Here is a 16204-nt window from a genome sequence, read left to right on the forward strand (position 1 = left end):
ATGACCGTTACCCGCATCTGCCTGGTTCGTCACGGCGAAACCGACTGGAACGCCGAGCGGCGCCTGCAAGGCCAGCTGGATATCCCGCTCAACGGCAACGGCAGGCAGCAGGCAGACCGTCTCGCCGCCGCCCTCAAGCGGGCGGCCCACCCGTTTGCCGCGCTGTACAGCAGCGACCTGCAACGCGCCGCCAGCACCGCGGCGCCGATCGCACAGCAGCTGGGACTGGCGGTCACCGCCCTGCCGGCGCTGCGCGAGCGCCACTTCGGCGCCTTGCAGGGCGTGACCCTTGCCGATGGTCCGCAACAGCAGCCGCATGCCTGGCACGGCTACAGCCAGCGCGAGCCGGCACACGACCTGGGCGGCGGCGAAAGCCTGCTGGCGTTCTCGGCGCGCGTGCGCCACGCACTGGCGCGACTGGCGGTGGAGCACCTCGGCCAGAGCATCCTGCTGGTCTCCCACGGCGGGGTGCTGGACATGGCCTACCGCTTGGCCAGCGGCCAGCCGCTGACGGCGCAGCGCGCGGTGCCGATCCCCAATGCCGCGCTCAACTGGCTGGGCGTCGATGCCGCGCAATGGTCTATCATCGAGTGGGCCGACCAGCGTCATCTGGCACAAACCCTGGACGAGCTGTAAGAAAACCACTTCCGGCGCGACTATCTGCCAGCGCCCAAGGTTGGCCGCAAAGGAGATGCATCATGCCCGACAAGCTTTTCAAGACCCCGGCTGAGTGGCGCGCCATTCTCACGCCGGAGCAATACTACGTCACCCGCGAGGCCGGCACCGAGCGCCCGTTCAGCGGTGACTACTACCTGCACAGCCAGGTCGGCAATTACCACTGCGTGTGCTGCGACGCGCTGCTGTTCGAATCTACCACCAAGTTCGACGCCGGCTGCGGCTGGCCCAGCTTCTGGGAAGAAGCCGTCAAGGGCAGCATCCGCCGCATCCGCGACACCAGCCACGGCATGATCCGCACCGAGGTGCGCTGCAACCGCTGCGACGCCCACCTCGGTCATGTCTTCGATGACGGCCCGCCACCGAGCGGCGAGCGCTTCTGCATCAATTCCGTGGCGCTGTACTTCGTCGCCAACGAGCAGGGCGAGCTGTAGCAATGCCGGGGTAGTGAAAGCTTGGCGCGGAAACAATGAAATGCCCAACGGGCGCACGCTTCATTGCCCCGCGTCGGGCGGCAGCCCGCAGATCAAGACCGTGGCCGATCTGGCCCGGCCTGTACCTCAGACTTCCCAGTATTCCTTTTCCCTGCCCTGCATGCCCGGATTGAGCTGCTCGCGCAGACTGCGCAGTTTTTCCGGCTCGCCACGCACGCGGAACCAGCTGCCCTCTTCCTCGGTACGCTCTTCCAGCACCTGGCAGTGGCTGTAAATGTCACCGCGCAGCTGTTGCGCCGACCACGGCAGCAGCAGCTCGTCTTCCACCAGATCCTGCTGGAAGAAGGAGACGATGGTCGCATGCAGGCTGGCCACTTCCTCCGGACGGCGCGCACTCATCACCACGCAGCCCGGATAGCGCTGCTGCAGTTCGGCCGTCCAGGCCGCCTGCTCGGCTTCATCTCCGACATGGTCGATCTTGTTGAACACGCGAATGCGCTGCACTTCGTCGGCGCCGATTTCCTGCAGCACCTCGTCGGTCACCTCCAGCTGGCGCAGGAAACCGGGATCACTGGCGTCGATCACGTGCAGCAACAGCGCCGCATCCAGCGCCTCTTCCAGCGTCGACTTGAATGAGGCCACCAGTCCGTGAGGCAGGTTCTTGATGAAGCCGACGGTATCGCTGACCAGCACGCGCGGCACGCTTTCCGGGTAGAGGGCACGCACCGTGGTATCCAGCGTGGCGAACAGCTTGTTGGCCACCAGCACCTCGCTGCCGGTCAGCGCCCGCATCAGTGTGGACTTGCCGGCATTGGTATAGCCCACCAGCGACACCCCGCCCAACCCCTGGCCCTGACGTTCCAGCCGGCGCGCGCGCTGGGTCTTGCGCTCCAGCTCCATGGCGATGATTTCGCGTTGCAGCTCGGCGATGCGGTCACGCACCTTGCGACGGTCCAGCTCGGTATGCGACTCACCGGCACCACGCCCACCCATGCCGCTACGCTGCCGGCCTTGCGGACCGGCCAGCTTGGCCGCTTCGCGCAGGCGCGGGGCCATGTAGCCGAGGCGGGCGATTTCCACCTGCGCACGTGCCGCGCGCGAGCGGGCATTGCGATGGAAAATCTCCAGAATGACCATGGTGCGGTCCATCACCGGGCAACCCACGGCCAGCTCCAGATTGCGCGCCTGCGACGGCGAGATTTCGTGATCCACCAGCAACACGTCGAACTCGACAGTATCGGACTCCAGCGCTGGTGAGCCGGTTTCCAGCTCGTCGTTGCGGACGCCGCGATTGACGAACGTGCTGACTTCTTCCAGCTTGCCCACGCCCAGATAGGCGGTGCGGTCGAAGCTGCTGCGCTTTTGCACAAAGGTCTGCACCACCTGGAAACCCAGCGTCTTGGCCAATTCGCTCAGTTCGGCGAGCGACGCCTCGAACTCGATATCACTGACATCCGGCAACTGGACCGATGCCACCAGGGCGTAGCGGGGCTTCTCTTTGACTTCTGTTTGCATGGGCAGATGGCTTCAACTTGATGGCTAACCGAGCATAGTACTCACAAATGGCCCCGTCCGTTGCCCGAATGCGAGACGGGCAGTCAATCGCCACTAGATCCACGCGCGCGGAGAGAGGCCACTTGGCGCGCGCAGGCTTCGCCGTCCGACACCGCCACTTCAGCAATGGCAATTTGGCGACGCCAAAGAAAATCACGGAGGGGAGGATGCAGTCGTACCCCGACATGTTTTATCTACCCACCGCCTTGCCGCCCAAGCGGACCGTGTCAGCGGACCGTGCTTCGGCACCAGTACGGCATGGCGTAGTGCAAAGATACGCACCAGAAAGGCCGGTGGGGTCTGTTCGCCACCGCCCATCGCGGCCGCCCGGTCATTGGCCGGCTACTTGCCGCGATACTCGATGCGTGCGGTCATTTCCTCGATCGCCAGCGCCAGTGCCTTGGCCGCACCCGCCGCATCGCCGGCGATATCGGCGTAGTCGGTCCATTCGCCGTAACGCAACTGCCAGCCGCCCGCCCCGGCGCCCTCTAGCCGCAGGATGTACTCCGGCACGGAGAACTGCTCACCGGCTGCGGTAGTCAGCGGGCGGTACTGCACCGCGTCGCCCCAGCCGTTCATGACCGGCGCTCCGCCGGAACGGGCGCCATGCATGGCAGCCCGAAGAGATTGGAATAGCTCATCGGCCGATTCTAGCAAGTCGCCGCCGTGCCGGCTGCAGCGCTAGCGTGATGCCTGTTATGCCGCGACGCGGCCTGCGCTAACTGACCACCGGCAGCTCGTCCCAGCAGGTGGTCCAGCGCGGCGAGCGTTGCTCCTGCCGCATCCGCCAGTCCGCGCTGACCGCCTCCGACGCCAGTCGCAGCGTACCGCTGCCATAGTGGCGGTTTACCTGATCCAGCGTTCGCAGCAAGGCAGCGCGCCGTGGGTCGGTGCTGACGGCAAACAGGTCCGGCTGCCGCGCCTGGGCGGCGCTGATGCCCAGCAGCACCACGCCCGCCTTCTTGTAGCCGTGGCCGGGCTGGTAGATCGCCTCCAGCCCGGCCAGTGCCGCCTTGACCAGCACAAAGGTGTCGGCGGCGGGGCCAAGCAGCGGCACCACCGTCCAGCCGCGCTGCGGTGGCGCGTCGCCAAACGGGTTGCCACGGATACTGACGCCGACCAGCTGCGCCACGCTGTGCTGCTGGCGCAGCTTCTCGCCGACGCGGGTGGCGTGATGGGTGACCGCCGCCGCCAGCGTGGGCAGCTCGCTCACCGCGCGCGCAAACGAGCGCGACGAGATCAGCTGCTGCCGTGGCGCGGCGATGTCGTCCAGTTCGAGACAGGACACCCCGTTCAGCTCGGCCACGGTACGTTCCAGCACGATGCCGAAATGGCGCTGGATCAACTGCGGCGCGGCACGCTGCAAGTCCAGCGCACTGTGGATGCCGAGGCGGGCGAGCTTTTCTGCGCTGCGCCGGCCTACACCCCAGACCCGGCTTGCGGCCAACCTTGCCAGCAGTTTTTCCTGCCAGTCGCGCGCAAGCCAGTCCCAGGCGAACACGCCATTGCAGCGCGGATGGGTCTTGGCCACGCTGTTGGCCAGCTTGGCCAGCGTCTTGCTGCTGCCGATGCCGACACAGTTAGGGATGCCGACGCGCTGCAACACGTCGGCGCGCAGGCGGGCCGCGTGGAGGCGCAGCTCGGGGATGCCGTCGAGGGTGATGAAGCTCTCGTCGATAGAGTAGATTTCCTGCTCGATGCCCCAGCGCGCCACGACCTGCATCATCCGTTGCGACATGTCGCCATACAGCGCGTAATTGCTGGAAAACACCGCCACGCCGTGACGGCGGCACTGCGCCGCGATCTGGTAGTACGGCAGGAAGGCGTCGATGCCGAGCGCCTTGGCTTCGGCCGAGCGCGCGACGACACAGCCGTCGTTATTGCTGAGCACGATGATGGGCTTGCCGGCCAGATCGGGACGGAACACCCGCTCGCACGAGGTGTAGAAGCTGTTGCCGTCGACCAGTGCAAAGGTGCTCATGTGAAGCGCTTGACGCAGGCGGTGACCACGCCCCAGATGCACAGTTCCTGCTCGCCGCCCAGCTCCAGCGGCGCATAGGCCGCATTCTCCGCCAACAGCGCCACGCGGCCATCGCGGCGGTGCAGGCGCTTGACGGTGAACGCGCCATCGATGGCGGCCAGGACGATGTGCCCGTGCAGCGGAGGCAGGCCGCGATCGACCACCAGCAGATCGCCGTGATGGATGCCGGCATCGGCCATGGAATCACCGCTCACCCGCACCATGAACGAGGACGCCGCGTCACGGATCAGGTAACGATTGAGATCCAGCGGGCTGTCCTTGTAGTCGTCGGCCGGCGACGGAAAACCGGCCGGCACGCTGACACCGAACAGCGGCACGCTCTGCGGCAACGGTGCCACGACCGGTAGATAAAGCTGCATGCTGACTCTCCATAATCGAATTTTGATTATGTACGATTTCAAACAAACTGCAAAGCCCACGGTTGCCGCACGGTAAGCAGCCCCCCACCACCCGTGGACGACGAGTGCGAGAGCCTCCGCAGCAGGCCGACATCGCGCCAGCCATCACGGCGCCGCACCTCGCCTGCGGCCAACCTTGTTCACCCCTCCTGTAGCACAGCGCGCCATGGCGGACACTGCCCGCCCCTGCCGCCACAACAGCGCACCGCGTCAAAGCGCCTATAAATCAACTATCCAGCCCGCAACGGAGACAGGCATGAAGCCGGTTCGGCGCAAACAGTTCGTCAGTTTCGGCAGCGGTTCGTCGTGGCCGCACGTCACGCCGCCGCTCACCAGCGCGCCGCCCTCTGTCGCCCTCAGCCGGCCACAGCTGGGGGCGGAGTATCTGGCGTGGGCGCATTGGCTGGATGCGCTGCACAAGCGCGCGAGCCAGGGCAACGAGGCCGATGCCTGGGCACTGGCGGAAGGCAAGCTGGCCTTCGTGCTGCGCCGCAGCCTGCTGCTGCGCGAAAAAGTCATGCTCGGCGGCAGCCTGTCTCGGGCGGTGACCGAGGAAACCGCGGCACTGGTGCAGGAGCTGGAACAGGTTATCGGCGAGCTGACCGGGCGCGAGATGCTGGCGGTGGACGACTGGCCGCTACCCTATCGCCTTTACCGCCGCCAGGGCGAGGCCGGCAAACCGGCGACCGGCGCCACGCCCCAAACCCCACCTCCTGCCGGCCACGACCGACGCCAGGGCAGCCGTCAGCGCAAGAACCTGCTGTCGGCACAGGCGCAACAGGATTGCCAGCAGGCGGTAGGCTGTCTGCGGCTGGCGCTGGAGATCCTGCACCGCCAACCGGCACTGGCCAAATCCGACGCTTGGCAGGCGGCCAACCTTGGACTGGCGCGGGTGATCGTGCTCGGCCACCTGAGCAGCCAGCCTGGGCACAAGCTGGCAGGTCAACACGCCTCGCCGCAATAACAGTCGGTCGGCAAACCCGCGCCAAGCCAAGCGCTAACGACAAACTCTCCTTGTCATTGCGAGGCTTTATCTGTAGAATGCCTTTCCTCAATGGCGGGTCTCCCCGCATTGTGCGATGGTCAACCTGGTCAGGTCCGGAAGGAAGCAGCCACAGCCGTTTAGCGCAAGTGCCGGGGGTCGGGCTCGCCACCCCAATTTACCCCGTTGCCGATAAACCTCTATCGGCAACGGGCGTTTCGCATAAATTACGCTGTCCTTTTTCTCGCAATCCTGCTATCATACCGATGCAAGTCAAATAAGGCTGGGCAAAGACTCGGCCGTATGTTTTATTTTTTGCAAAAGTCACGCGGACACTACCCCGTCCATGATTACAGAACTCATATGCGAGGAACGCCATGAAATTGTTTGATAAAATCCCCAATCCGCGCGAAATCCGCCGCAAGCTTGGCTTGAACCAACAGGAATTCTGGAGCCGCATCGGCGTTACCCAGTCCGGTGGTTCGCGCTACGAAAGCGGTCGCAACATGCCAAAGCCAGTGCGCGAATTGCTCCGCCTGGTGCATGTCGAGCAGATCGACTTGGCGAAAGTCCGTCGTGAAGACTTCGAGATCGTCGAGTATCTCAAGGAAACCCACCCGGACCTGTACAAGAGCCTGCGTAAAGCGGTTCGCGCCCGCCTTGACACCCAGGGCGAAGCAGAAGGCACCGTTGCCGAAGCCTGAGCAAGCGGTTGATGCAACCATAAAAAAACGCCCCGGTCCACCGGGGCGTTTTTCGTTGTCTGAACGACGGGCCGGCAATACCGGCGGCACAGCACCATCAGTCCCCGGCATTGCGCACCAGCAGCACCGGCACATCGGCGATCTTCAGCACCCCTTCGGCGACACTCCCCAGCAGCAGGTGCATCAGCCCGCCGATGCCGTGAGTCCCCATCACCAGCAGGTCCGCCCCCCACTTGCTGGCGTCGTCCATGATGACACTGGCGATGCGATCGCCCCAGCTTTCGATTATGGCCGTCTCCGGCACCACGCCCAGCGCCTCGGCGCGCGTACGCGCCTGCGACAGCACCTGCTCGCCCGCCTCGCGAATCGAACCCTGCAATTCCGCGGCATCCAGAAACTCGGCGCCACCCCAGCCAAACTGTGCCAGATCCACCACGTGCACCATCCTCACGGCAGCACCAACCTCCTTGGCCAGCTTGCACGCTTCAGCCAGGGCCAATGCCGATGTTGCGCTATCGTCAACCGGCACAAAAATACGCTGATACATGGTAACCTCCCGTCTCGACACACGATTGAATTGCTGTATTCATACTAGATTACCGGCACCGAGGAAAGTATTGATAAAGATTAACGGCGGGCGCAGTATGACAAAAATCCTCGCGACAGGTTAATACATGGCACGCCTCACCTTGCCGGAGATCGACAATCCGGTGTTCGACTGCCGGCTCGACATCCGCATCAGCGATATCAACTACGGCGGCCACCTGGGCAACGATGCCGCGCTGCGCTTCGCCCACGAGGTCCGGCTGCGCTTCCTACAAAGTCTTGACTGCACCGAGATGGATGTTTACGGTGCCGGCATCATCATGAGCGACGCGGCGGTGATCTACCGCAACGAAGCCTTCCATGGCGACACGTTGGCATTCAGCCTCGGCATCACCGACTTTAGCCGCTGTGGCTGCGATTTCATTTACCAGGCCCGACGCTTGAGCGACAATGCCGCAATACTGCATATCAAGACCGGCATTGTCTTTTTCGACTACCAGCAGCGGAAAGCAACCGCTGTACCAGCCGCCTTTGCCGCGCAATTCAGACTGAAACAAGAAGGAGTCGCGACATGAAGAACTACCCCACGAACAGTCCGGAAGCCCTTGCCCGCATCCTTGCCATGTTCATGATTACCGATGGCGAAATGGCCGCGCGCGAGATCGAATCCCTGGAAAGCCTGAACGTCTATGAAATCATCGGCCTGTCGCGCAAGCGCTTCATCGAGGTGCTGGCCAAGTACTGCGACGACATCTCCGACGAAGCCGAAAACGACGGCACCATCCACCTGCTGTCACCGCAGCGCGTCAACGAAGTGCTGGACGTGATCACCGATCGCAGCAAGCGCCTGCTGTGCTGCGCCATCGCGCTGGACATCTGCAAGGCCGACAGCGCGATCAGCGACCCGGAAATGCTGCTGCTGCGCCACATGATGCAGCACTGGCAGCTATCGCTGGAAGACCTGGAAAACGAATTCATCCGCCAGTAACACCCTGGCGTACCCTGTAGCTGAACCATAATCAGCGCAGGCACTGCTGCACCGCAACGGCCACCCTGAGTGGCCGCTTTCGTTCGGCAACCACCATCCAACGCGAGCCCATCACATGAAGCAGACATTCACCGGCAGCGAGCAGTACATTGCCACCCCCGACCTGATGACCGCGGTCAATGCCGCCATTACCTTGGAACGCCCGCTGCTGATCAAGGGCGAGCCCGGCACCGGCAAGACCATGCTCGCCGAACAACTGGCGAAGGCGCTGGGCAAGCAGCTGATCGTGTGGCCGGTCAAATCCACCACCAAGGCACAGCACGGCCTGTACGAGTACGATGCCGTATCGCGCCTGCGCGACTCGCAGCTGGGCAACGAGCGCGTGCACCACATCGGCAACTACATCGTCAAAGGCAAGCTGTGGCAGGCGTTCGAGGCCAGCGAGGCGCCGGTGCTGCTGATCGACGAGATCGACAAGGCCGACATCGAGTTCCCCAACGATCTGCTGCGCGAGCTGGACCAGATGGAATTCTTCGTGCACGAGACGCAGGAGCAGATCAAGGCCCACCAGCGTCCCATCATCGTCATCACCTCCAACAACGAGAAAGAGCTGCCCGACGCCTTCCTGCGCCGCTGTTTCTTCCACTACATCCGTTTTCCGGATCAGGACACCCTGCAGCGCATCGTCAACGCGCACTTCCCGACCCTGCGTGACAGCCTGCTGCGCAATGCGCTGGAGAGCTTCCTCGCCATCCGCGAGCTGCCCGGCATCAAGAAGAAACCGTCAACCTCGGAGCTGCTGGACTGGCTGCGCCTGCTTGAGGCCGACGGCACACCGGACAGCGCGATCCAGAATGGCGGCGTGCCGCCGTTTGCCGGTGCCCTGCTGAAGAACGAGCAGGACATGTCGCTGCTGGAGCGCATCCTCAACGCCACCCGCGCGCGCCGCAACGGATCATGAATGAAGCCTGGACCGCCAAGCTGCAGCAGTTCGACCAGCAATTGCAGTTGGCCGCAAGGAGCGAGCACACGCGCGAGGCCTACGCGCGCGATATCGCCTATCTCGCCAGCCTGACCCGGCTGGAGCAGCCGGAACAGGTCAACACCCTCGCCGTGCAGCGGGCGCTGGCGCAGTTGCGCCAGCAGGGGCTGTCGCCGCGCTCGCTGGCGCGCATCCTGTCCAGCTGGCGCAACCTGTTTCACTGGATGATCCGGCAGGAGCACATTGCGGCCAACCCTTGCGCCGGCCTGCGACCGCCACGGGCACCGCAACGCCTGCCCAAGGCGCTCAGCGTCGACGCCACCATGCAGCTGCTGGACCAGCCCAGCGAGGGGCGGCTGCAGTGGCGCGACCACGCCATGTTTGAATTGATGTACTCCTCCGGCCTGCGCCTGAGCGAAACCACCGCGCTCAATGTCGCCGACCTCGACCTGTCGCAACAGTTGGTCAAGGTCAGCGGCAAGGGCAAGCGCGAACGGCTGCTGCCGGTTGGCCGCAGCGCCGTCGACGCGCTGCAGCGCTGGCTGGAAGTGCGCGGCAGCGCTCAGGATGACGCGCTGTTCGTGTCGGAGCAGGGGACGCGGCTGTCGTCGCGGCAGCTGGCGCGGCGGCTGGAAAAATGGCGACTGCAAAGCGACTGCGAACAGCACGTGCACCCGCACATGCTGCGCCACTCGTTTGCCAGCCACATCCTGCAGTCGTCCGGCGACCTGCGCGCGGTACAGGAAATGCTGGGCCACGCCAACCTGGCCACCACCCAGATCTACACCAGCCTCGACTTCCAGCATCTGGCCAGGGTCTACGACGGCGCCCACCCGCGCGCCAAGAAGACACCGGACAACTCGTAACGCGCACGCTCAATACTGCGCACCGAGGCTGAAATAGCCGGTCCACTGCCCGCCCTTGGCATTGCCGACACCGACCGACCACGGCCCCAGCACGGTGTCGGCGCCCAGGAATAGCGTCATGCCCGGCAACCAGCTGCTATTGCGCTGATCCCACACCGTGCGCCACGCCTTGCCGGCCTCGAACGACACCCCGGCATACAGCCCGGAGCCGAGCACCGACGGCAAGCCGGCAGCACGCCAGTACAGCATGCTGCGCAACAAGGCGGTGCGACTGGCCAGCAGCTCGCCCGGCTGGTAGCCGGACAGGTTGTTGAAGCCGCCCAGCGCGTAGACCATGCCGTCGCCGCGGCCGAAGGAGCCGTCAAAGCGCGCGGTGGTGCGCAGCGTGACGTCGCGCGGCAGCAGCTGCGCCGCGTCAAGGCGGATGCCGACACTGTGATAGCGCTCATCCAGCGCCATGGTGTACGGCGCCGACAGCGAGAACTGCGCCGCCATGCCCTGTCGCGGCCAACGTGGATTGTCCAGCTGGTCGTAGTTGAACAGCACCCGCACACCGCGCGCACTCTGCCCGTAGCGGGCCTCGTCGTAGACCGCCGCCCCGGTCTTCAGTCGCAGCGCGGTGCGGCTCTGGTACACCCCCAGCCGCAATTCGCCGAACCGGCGGAAATCCCACCCCAGATCGGCATTGGCCTGCGTGGTGCCGAAGATGAAATCCGCCTCGCGCCGGTGACCGGGCGAGTACAGCGAATACAGCCGGTCCTCGTAGCGTGCCGACAGGCTGGCGAACAGCGGACTGTCGGCCGCCAGCGGCTGGTACCACTCGCTGCGCAGCATCGGCTCCTCGCCCAGCCGCAACTCGTTGAGCCACATGCCGCCCGCTGCATTCAGCCAGCTGCGCTTGTGCTCGCCCAGCAGCGCGAAGCTGGCGCGGCCGTTGGTGGCGCTGCTCAGGCTCAGGCCGGCACGCAGGTAATTGGGGCCGACAAAGCGTTCTTCCGCCGTCACTCGCGCCACATTCTGCCCCTGCTCGAACGCGGCGCGGTAGGACAGGCGCTCCAGGTCACCATCGGCAAACACCTCGGTCAGGCGACGGTGAAAGATCTCCAGCGGCAGCGCGGTGGAGGCGGCCGACAGCCGCTGCTGCAGCGCCTGCGGGTCGACAAAGTCGAAATTGCCGGCCACCTCGACGCGGTCGATGCGCGCCGTCTGCGGTGCCCGCTGCGTCGCCTGCCAGGCGGCATAGCGCTCCGGCGGCAGCGCGAACGGCGCCAGTTGGGTGGCGATGCCCTGCGCCGCGCGCCGGCCGGCCTCGACAATGTCGGCGTTGCGCGCAAAGTCGGCGGGAGAAAAGCCGTCCAGGGTTGGCCGCAACAGCAGGTCCTGCGGCCGCATCTTCGCCAGCTGCTCCTTGCTGTTGCGCGCCACCATCAGATAGCTGGTCTGGTCCAGCACATTGATGAAGCTGCGCAGCTGCTCCGCCTTCAGCGGCGGGGTGCCGACATCGATCACCAGCAGCACGTCGGCACAGCCACCAAGCAGCTCTTCCACCGGCAGCTGCCGCGCCAGGCCACCGTCCACCAGCAGCCGGCCCTCATGCTCCACCACATCGAACAGCCCCGGCACCGCCATGCTGGCGCGCATCGCCAGGCTCAGGTCGCCACGGTCAAACACCACCGCATCGCCGCTTTCCAGGTCGGTGGCCACCGCGCGAAACGGGATCGACAAGCGGTCGAAGCCGGGCTCGTCGCGGGCGCGGGTCAGCTCGCGGATGAACAGGTCGATGGCCTGTGAATTGATCGCGCCGCGCGGAATGCGCAGCTCGCCGTCGCGCACGCCGAAGGACAGATCGAAGTAGTTGACCAGATCGCCCTGCTTGCGCAGGTAGGGCACGTCCTGCCGCGCCGGCTTGCCCGACAGCAGCACATCCCAGTCGGCCCGGCGAAACAGCCCGGCCATCTCGTCCAGCGAACGGCCGCTGGCGTAGGCGCCGCCGATCAGGGCGCCGGCACTGGTGCCCGCGATGCAGGCCACCGGCACCCGCAGGCGCTCCAGCTCCTGCAGCACGCCCAAGTGGGCAAAACCGCGCGCGCCACCGCCGCCCAGCACCACCCCCAGCCGTGGCGGGGTGGCACTGGCGTGCGCCAGCAGCGGCAACAGCAGCAAGACGACGGCCAGGCGCCGGCGCCAGTATCCGGAAAAAAGCATGGGTAGCAACGACACTTTCTGTTATTGGTCCGAGATACGATAATATAGCGGGATAATCACCGTACCCTGGCCTTCAACCTCGCCGAGCCGTCTTCACGTAATGATCGACAACATCAAAACCATACTGGGATCCCTGATCGGGAAACACAAACCCAGCGACAGCACCGTCTCCGCCACCCTGCTGGTGAAAAACCTGCCGAGTGACGAGTACTACACGGCGCTGATCGAGGTCATCAAGGCGGTCAGCAAGATCAACAAGGATGCCACGGTCACCCTGAAGGACCGCATCAGCACCCTGCTCTACGTCGACAGCCAGTCCGCAGGCATGCACAGCAAGCTGTGCAGCGAATTCCTGCGCGGCTCGCCGCGTTCAAAATCCTTCCTGCCCAGCATCCTGTCCTACTGGACCGAGCTTTCCAACGGCTACCAGCTGTGCCTGCGCCAGATGCACAGCGCCAAGAACTTTGTCGTCGACGACAATATCGAGCTGGCCGTCGCTCGCGCGCTGCACCACCAGCTGAGTCTGGTGAAATGGAGCGCGCTGCGCTACATCGCAGCCGAGGGCAACACCTGGCAGCAAGCCTACCACCTGTACCTGTTTGCAGAGCAGGAGCATTTCCACACCAAACGCATTGCGCTGTACGACCGGCTGAACAGCAGCATCTCCCCGGAGGAACTGCTGATCCAAGCGGCAATGCTGCACCTGGCGCAGACCGACAACCTGCTGCCGCAGGAAATCGAGGCCATCCACCTGCTGCTGGAAAGGCTGGTGGAAGGCGTGCACCTGGAGCTGCAGTCCACGCAAAGCGAATTCCAGTACGTGATCAATCTCGACATGCCGGCCGCGCCACAACTGCTGCGCCGCGGCGTGCTGGGCAAGGGCTGCCGCTACTGGTCCGGCGACCACGTCGTCAACCGCCTCGCCGACCTGATCCTCGATTTCGACCAGGGCATCCCGGACGCCTTTGCCCGCGCACTGCCGGAAATGAGCCTGGAACTGTGGCGCGACATGCTGCAGAAGCTGTCGACGCGCTGGTCGCAGGACGGCGGCAAGTCGATGCGCCGTTGCGAACGGCTGTCGTCGACCGGGCAGGCGCGGGTGGAAGTCGGTTTCGAGCGCATCGCCCACCACCTGAAAGTCAACCGCACCCTGCCACAGGGCGACGACAACCTGGTGCCGGAATGGCGAGTCAACGACACCAGCGAAGTCGGCATGGGGCTGATCTACATCGGCCGCGCGGTGGAAAGCCTGATCATCGGCCGCAGCATCTGGGTATCGCAAAAAGACCGCCCCAACCAGCTCGGCATCATCCGCCGCGTGCAACGTCTGCCGGAAGGCGGCACCCGCATCGGCGTCGAGCTGCTCGGCAGCCTGCCCCTGCCGGTGATCCTCAGCGAAAACGAGCGGGAAGCCATCTCCAACCACAACGGCCTGTACATCACGCAGACCAACGCCCAGAAAGGCAAGCGCGTCTTCCTCGTGCCCAAGTCCTTCGCCAAGCCGGGCAAGCTGCTCAATTTCCTCGCCAACGGCAAGTCCTACCAGATCCGCATCAGCAGCGTGATCACCCAGTTCGAGGACTGCCACCAGGTCGAATTCGAGACCCTGGAACGGCTCAGCGACTGAGCCGGCCTTCGCCCGGCGACAAAAAAGGCGGTCGCCAGTGGCGACCGCCATTTGCGTCTGGCGTTCACGCCGCACGCCCCAGCACCGCGTCCAGCCAGCGCGTCGGCAGCAGCCGCTTCAGCCACCAGAACAGGTGCGTCGGGAAGGTGACGCGGTAGCGCGCTGCCGGCCGCACGGCCAGCAAGGCCCGCTCCACCTTGGCCAGCACCGCCGTCGCCGGCAGGGTGAACGGCGCGGCGTGGCCCTCCTTCTTCAGCCGCTGCAGCTGCTTTTCGTAAGAGACCCGATGCGCGCTATGCGCGATGTCGATGTTGGCCAGAAACCTGGCCAGCGCATTGGGACGGAAACGGCTCTCGATCGGCCCCGGCTCGATCAGGCTGACATGGATGCCGCTGCCGGCCAGCTCCAGCCGCAGGGTGTCACACAGCCCTTCCATCGCGTACTTGCTGGCGTTGTAGGCGCCGCGATACTTCATCGCGGCAAATCCCAGCACCGAGCTGTTGAACAGCACGCGGCCATGGCCCTGGCGCCGCATCACCGGCAACACCGCATTCATCAGCTCCCAGGCGCCGAACAGGTTGGTCTCGAACTGCGCCCGCATCGCGTGGCGCGGCACGTCCTCGGCGGCGCCGGGCTGGCCGTAACCGGCGTTGTTGAACAGCGCGTCCAGCGTGCCGCCGGTGCGATGCAGCACCTCCGCCACCGCGGCGTGGATGCTGGCGCTGTCGTCCACGTCGAGCAGCAGCGCTTCCAGCCCCAACTGCTGCAGGCGGCTGACATCCTCCGCCTTGCGCGCACTGGCAAACACGCGCCAACCCTTTGCGGCCAACCCTTGCGCCACCACCAGGCCGATGCCGGACGAACAACCGGTAATCAAGATGCTTTTGGCCGCCACGCTGCCATCCTTTCGTCAATCGTTGAGGCCGCCACGATAAACAGCCACCCGCTGGGGGTCAAACGCAAGCCGCCTGTTGCCGTGCGGCGCGGCGGGCAAACACCGGCGCCACTTTGTGCGGGCGCAGAAAACACCTACAATGGCGACCGGTAAACCGAACAATGCACGAGGAATAAGGTAATGGCCAAATCCGCCAAGGCGCCGGCAAGCTTCGAAAGCTCGCTGGCACAACTGGAAGACATCATCCAGGCAATGGAAAGCGGCGACATGCCGCTGGATGCGGCACTCGCCTCCTACAAGCAGGGCATCGAACTGATGAAGTTCTGCCAGGCCAAGCTGGCCGATGCCGAACAACAACTGAGAGTGCTGGAAAACGGCGAACTCAAGCCACTGGACATCAGCCATGAGCAATGAAAACCTTGTCGGCTGGATGACCGCCACCCAGCAATACGTCGAAAACGCGCTGGAAGCGGCGCTGCCGGACGAACAGCGCGCGCCGCAGCAACTGCACCAGGCGATGCGCTACAGCACGCTGCAGGGCGGCAAGCGCGTGCGCCCGCTGCTGGCCTTCGCCGCCGGCGAGCTGGTCGCCGCCGATGCGGCCAACCTTGGCCGCGTTGCCTGTGCCGTGGAGATGATCCACGCCTACTCGCTGGTACACGACGACATGCCGTGCATGGACGACGACGTGCTGCGTCGCGGCAAGCCGACCTGTCACGTCGCCTACGACGAGGCCACCGCGCTCTTGGTCGGTGACGCCTTGCAGACGCTGGCCTTCGAGCTGATCGCCACCCCGCTGCCGGGCGTGGACGCAGCGCAGCAGCTGGCCATGGTGAAGCTGCTGGCACAGGCCTCCGGCCACGCCGGCATGGCCGGCGGCCAGGCCATCGACCTCGCCAGCGTTGGCCGCAACCTGAACCAGACCGAGCTGGAGTTCATGCACCTGATGAAAACCGGCGCGCTGATCCGCGCCGCGGTGCTGCTCGGCGCCATGTGCGGCCAACCCTTGAGCGCCGAACAGAGCGACAGCCTCGACCATTTCGCCAAGCGCATGGGACTGGCGTTCCAGGTGGTCGACGACGTGCTGGACGTAGAGGCCGACACCGCCACCCTCGGCAAGACCGCCGGCAAGGACGAGGCCAACGACAAGCCGACCTACGTCAGCCTGATGGGCCTGCAGCAAGCCAAGCAGTTTGCCCGCGAACTCTACAACGACGCGCTGGCCGCGCTGGCACCGTTTGGTGACCGGGCCGCGCGCCTGAAACAGCTGGCCGACTACATCGTCGCCCGCTCGTTCTGAACGACAA

The 16204-nt window shown here is 65.0% G+C and carries 18 protein-coding genes and 1 other RNA gene; 12 read left to right on the top strand and 7 right to left on the bottom strand.

The window, feature by feature from the left end; translation table 11 throughout:
* Both IE100_RS08390 and msrB read left to right on the top strand, forming a co-directional pair.
* Entirely contained in the window at positions 1–636 is a 636-nt protein-coding gene (locus IE100_RS08390) for a histidine phosphatase family protein (protein WP_189373648.1), read from the top strand.
* Between the two features lie 62 nt (positions 637–698).
* Positions 699–1109, top strand: a complete 411-nt coding sequence (gene msrB, locus IE100_RS08395; RefSeq protein WP_189373649.1) for a peptide-methionine (R)-S-oxide reductase MsrB — start codon at positions 699–701, stop codon at positions 1107–1109.
* 126 nt (positions 1110–1235) lie between these two features.
* On the opposite strand, the gene hflX is transcribed toward msrB, so the two are convergent.
* The 4 genes from hflX to IE100_RS08415 all read right to left on the bottom strand — a co-directional run bounded on the left by hflX (position 1236) and on the right by IE100_RS08415 (position 5063).
* Positions 1236–2624: a GTPase HflX gene (hflX, locus tag IE100_RS08400; protein ID WP_189373650.1), complete on the bottom strand. Its 1389-nt coding sequence runs from the start codon at positions 2622–2624 to the stop codon at positions 1236–1238.
* Positions 2625–3005: 381 nt separating this feature from the next.
* Complete coding sequence (locus IE100_RS08405; RefSeq protein WP_189373651.1) at positions 3006–3242, bottom strand: hypothetical protein; 237 nt, start codon at positions 3240–3242, stop codon at positions 3006–3008.
* Between the two features lie 139 nt (positions 3243–3381).
* On the bottom strand, positions 3382–4644 hold the full coding sequence (locus tag IE100_RS08410; RefSeq protein ID WP_189373652.1) for a Y-family DNA polymerase: 1263 nt from the start codon (positions 4642–4644) through the stop codon (positions 3382–3384).
* Positions 4641–5063, bottom strand: coding sequence for a LexA family protein (locus tag IE100_RS08415; RefSeq protein WP_189373653.1), 423 nt, complete (start codon positions 5061–5063; stop codon positions 4641–4643). The genes IE100_RS08410 and IE100_RS08415 overlap by 4 nt, the downstream gene beginning before the upstream one ends.
* A 295-nt stretch (positions 5064–5358) precedes the next feature.
* Here IE100_RS08415 and IE100_RS08420 point away from each other — a divergent pair, with 295 nt between their 5' ends.
* The 3 genes from IE100_RS08420 (at position 5359) to IE100_RS08430 (ending at position 6788) form a co-directional block, all read left to right on the top strand.
* On the top strand, positions 5359–6066 hold the full coding sequence (locus IE100_RS08420; protein ID WP_189373654.1) for a hypothetical protein: 708 nt from the start codon (positions 5359–5361) through the stop codon (positions 6064–6066).
* Between the two features lie 92 nt (positions 6067–6158).
* Positions 6159–6257: signal recognition particle sRNA small type (gene ffs, locus IE100_RS08425), an RNA gene on the top strand.
* 204 nt (positions 6258–6461) lie between these two features.
* Positions 6462–6788 (top strand): helix-turn-helix domain-containing protein, encoded by a 327-nt coding sequence (locus IE100_RS08430; RefSeq protein ID WP_047968489.1) that lies wholly within the window; start codon positions 6462–6464, stop codon positions 6786–6788.
* A 97-nt stretch (positions 6789–6885) separates the two neighbouring features.
* Here the strand turns inward: IE100_RS08430 and IE100_RS08435 are convergent, their stop codons facing one another.
* Entirely contained in the window at positions 6886–7335 is a 450-nt protein-coding gene (locus IE100_RS08435) for a universal stress protein (RefSeq protein WP_189373655.1), read from the bottom strand.
* 127 nt (positions 7336–7462) lie between these two features.
* On the opposite strand from IE100_RS08435, the gene IE100_RS08440 reads away from it, so the two are divergent.
* From IE100_RS08440 to IE100_RS08455, 4 genes are all read left to right on the top strand, one after another.
* Positions 7463–7909: an acyl-CoA thioesterase gene (locus IE100_RS08440; RefSeq protein ID WP_189373656.1), complete on the top strand. Its 447-nt coding sequence runs from the start codon at positions 7463–7465 to the stop codon at positions 7907–7909.
* On the top strand, positions 7906–8322 hold the full coding sequence (locus IE100_RS08445; protein WP_189373657.1) for a hypothetical protein: 417 nt from the start codon (positions 7906–7908) through the stop codon (positions 8320–8322). Before IE100_RS08440 ends, IE100_RS08445 begins: the two co-directional genes overlap by 4 nt.
* Positions 8323–8437: 115 nt before the next feature.
* A complete protein-coding gene (locus IE100_RS08450; protein ID WP_189373658.1) occupies positions 8438–9283 on the top strand; it encodes an AAA family ATPase in 846 nt (281 codons plus the stop codon).
* Entirely contained in the window at positions 9280–10170 is an 891-nt protein-coding gene (locus IE100_RS08455; protein ID WP_189373659.1) for a tyrosine-type recombinase/integrase, read from the top strand. Before IE100_RS08450 ends, IE100_RS08455 begins: the two co-directional genes overlap by 4 nt.
* Before the next feature lie 9 nt (positions 10171–10179).
* Here the strand turns inward: IE100_RS08455 and IE100_RS08460 are convergent, their stop codons facing one another.
* Positions 10180–12375 (bottom strand): patatin-like phospholipase family protein, encoded by a 2196-nt coding sequence (locus IE100_RS08460; protein ID WP_189373660.1) that lies wholly within the window; start codon positions 12373–12375, stop codon positions 10180–10182.
* A gap of 100 nt (positions 12376–12475) precedes the next feature.
* Here IE100_RS08460 and IE100_RS08465 point away from each other — a divergent pair, with 100 nt between their 5' ends.
* Positions 12476–14002, top strand: a complete 1527-nt coding sequence (locus IE100_RS08465; protein ID WP_189373661.1) for a cyclic-di-GMP receptor FimW-related protein — start codon at positions 12476–12478, stop codon at positions 14000–14002.
* Positions 14003–14066: 64 nt separating this feature from the next.
* Here IE100_RS08465 and IE100_RS08470 read toward each other — a convergent pair whose 3' ends face one another.
* Positions 14067–14897 (bottom strand): SDR family oxidoreductase, encoded by an 831-nt coding sequence (locus IE100_RS08470; RefSeq protein WP_189373662.1) that lies wholly within the window; start codon positions 14895–14897, stop codon positions 14067–14069.
* A 180-nt stretch (positions 14898–15077) separates the two neighbouring features.
* On the opposite strand from IE100_RS08470, the gene IE100_RS08475 reads away from it, so the two are divergent.
* Positions 15078–15311 carry an exodeoxyribonuclease VII small subunit gene (locus IE100_RS08475; RefSeq protein ID WP_047968401.1) on the top strand — a complete coding sequence of 78 codons (234 nt, stop codon included), beginning with the start codon at positions 15078–15080 and terminating at the stop codon, positions 15309–15311.
* On the top strand, positions 15301–16197 hold the full coding sequence (locus IE100_RS08480; protein ID WP_189373663.1) for a polyprenyl synthetase family protein: 897 nt from the start codon (positions 15301–15303) through the stop codon (positions 16195–16197). Before IE100_RS08475 ends, IE100_RS08480 begins: the two co-directional genes overlap by 11 nt.
* Positions 16198–16204 lie beyond the last annotated feature (7 nt).

This window comes from Vogesella alkaliphila (assembly GCF_014652475.1).
In the GTDB taxonomy this organism is placed as follows: Bacteria; Pseudomonadota; Gammaproteobacteria; order Burkholderiales; family Chromobacteriaceae; genus Vogesella; species Vogesella alkaliphila.